This is a genomic window from Bartonella grahamii ATCC 700132 (assembly GCF_000518085.1).
Lineage (GTDB): Bacteria > Pseudomonadota > Alphaproteobacteria > Rhizobiales > Rhizobiaceae > Bartonella > Bartonella grahamii.
Genome location: NZ_JACX01000055.1, coordinates 1 through 1637, shown reverse-complemented (window position 1 = coordinate 1637; position 1637 = coordinate 1). Strand labels below are relative to the sequence as shown.

Annotated in this window: 2 protein-coding genes and 1 pseudogene; 1 reads left to right on the top strand and 2 read right to left on the bottom strand. The window is 36.3% G+C overall.

Features of this window, described 5'->3' with window-relative positions; all coding sequences use genetic code 11:
- Both U736_RS0108580 and U736_RS0108575 read right to left on the bottom strand, forming a co-directional pair.
- A pseudogene (locus U736_RS0108580) lies at window positions 1-236 on the bottom strand (hypothetical protein); the annotation flags it as partial.
- A gap of 245 nt (window positions 237-481) precedes the next feature.
- Complete coding sequence (locus tag U736_RS0108575; protein WP_012754749.1) at window positions 482-1099, bottom strand: S24 family peptidase; 618 nt, start codon at window positions 1097-1099, stop codon at window positions 482-484.
- 83 nt (window positions 1100-1182) lie between these two features.
- On the opposite strand from U736_RS0108575, the gene U736_RS0108570 reads away from it, so the two are divergent.
- Window positions 1183-1557 (top strand): hypothetical protein, encoded by a 375-nt coding sequence (locus U736_RS0108570; RefSeq protein WP_026500673.1) that lies wholly within the window; start codon window positions 1183-1185, stop codon window positions 1555-1557.
- The last annotated feature ends 80 nt before the right edge of the window (window positions 1558-1637 follow it).

The following is a 1637-nucleotide window of genomic DNA, read 5'->3' as shown; positions in this document are numbered from 1 at the left end:
TCCTCATGGAGATGTTCGATATTTTCTTTTACATATGCTTCTGCAATTTCTTCAGAGATATCTTCACAATTATTCTCAGAAGGATTGATGCGAAAGATTTGGATTGCATCATCTGCCTCGTCAATAATTTTTAGAACTTGGCTTTCATCAAGTGGTCCAGACCGACCAATGTTTTGATCATCATTATAGACAACTAATAAAATTTCATCAGAATTTATAAGAATTGGATTTTCCATAATTTCTCCTCCCTAACGCCTCTTGGCAATTGTTTGTGCGTGGTTTATGGAATATATTAGTACATTATGCACTAAAGATAGTCAAGTACATAATGTACTATTTTTTTAAAAAATAAAAAAATGACGAATCACGGCATAATTTAGAGAATCAAAAGTTTGCTGTTTACTGATAAAAATCAAGCAAACTTGCTTCAATCTGTTGATGGCAATCTAATCGATAACGTGAACAGAGAATCGTATTTTGTTTACATATCAAGAATAGTGCGCCGTACACGACCTATTATAGAGATAGCGCCTTCAAGTTTTGGAGCCTTTATTGTTTTGTCGTATGAAGCAGGCTGAAAAGGAGGATCATCATTAGGTCTGTATCGTTTATATGTCGCTTGTCCAGATTCATCTGCAATTACATAGCAGGCATTAGGCACAAGTTTTTTGTCTCGCATATTTACAAATATTATAGAATCTGGAGGGCTAATTTTATTCATAGATGCGCCATCTACACGTAAAGCAATCCATTCACCGGCAGGAAGATTAACAGCCTCTGTCATAGGATAATCTGAAAAATCCATTATCCCATCTTGCTCGCTTAATTCTCCAGCGCTAATCCATGAAACGACAGGAATACTTATATTGAGGTTAGGATTTTCTTGAGGAGACTCGCCATACAAAATCCACCCCGGATCTACATTAAATACTTGTCCATAGAGCTCGGCTATTTGGCGCGAAATACCACGATTTCCATTTTCGTGACTAATTAGGGTATTTTGATTAAGAGCTGGTATAGCGCGCGCAGCTTCGCTTGGTGTTGCGTATCCAGCATTCTTACGCGCTATTTTAAGTCTATCTTTTGGCAAATAAGTCATTTGTACATTATCCACTATTTTTTTAATTCATTGTGTACGATTTTATCTTGATTTAAAATTGTACGTAATGTACTATTTGTGTCATGGTTAATGATTTTTATGTCAAAAGTTTGATTGAATCTTGGGGATCTATACGCCAATTTGCAAAAGAAATTGGTTGTAGCTATGAGGCTGCGCGTAAAATGCGTGATCGCAATAGTATTTCTCCAAAATACTGGAATATAATTATTCAGTTGTCTAAAGCCAAGGGTCTATCTTGGGTTACACTAGATTGGTTCCTACATAATTATGGGAGTAAATCCCATAGAGTTGTTCGTCCAATGATAAAACGAAGAAAAGATACGCTTCATCTGGTGGAGAAAATTAGTACAGCAAATGCATCACAAACAGTAATATCTTCTCATATTGCTGCTCCTACAGATAATAACGAACATCAACAGCAGCATTCACACTCTTAAACAGGCATTAAATAAAGAGATCAAATAAATAGATTACGCGCCACCATGCGCACGCATAAATACGCAACAGCCTTAAGGGG

Bases quoted from the DNA above. Each gene is read 5' to 3' on its own strand.
- U736_RS0108575 (WP_012754749.1), bottom strand. From the start codon at position 1,099: ATGACTTATTTGCCAAAAGATAGACTTAAAATAGCGCGTAAGAATGCT.
- U736_RS0108570 (WP_026500673.1), top strand. From the start codon at position 1,183: ATGGTTAATGATTTTTATGTCAAAAGTTTGATTGAATCTTGGGGATCT.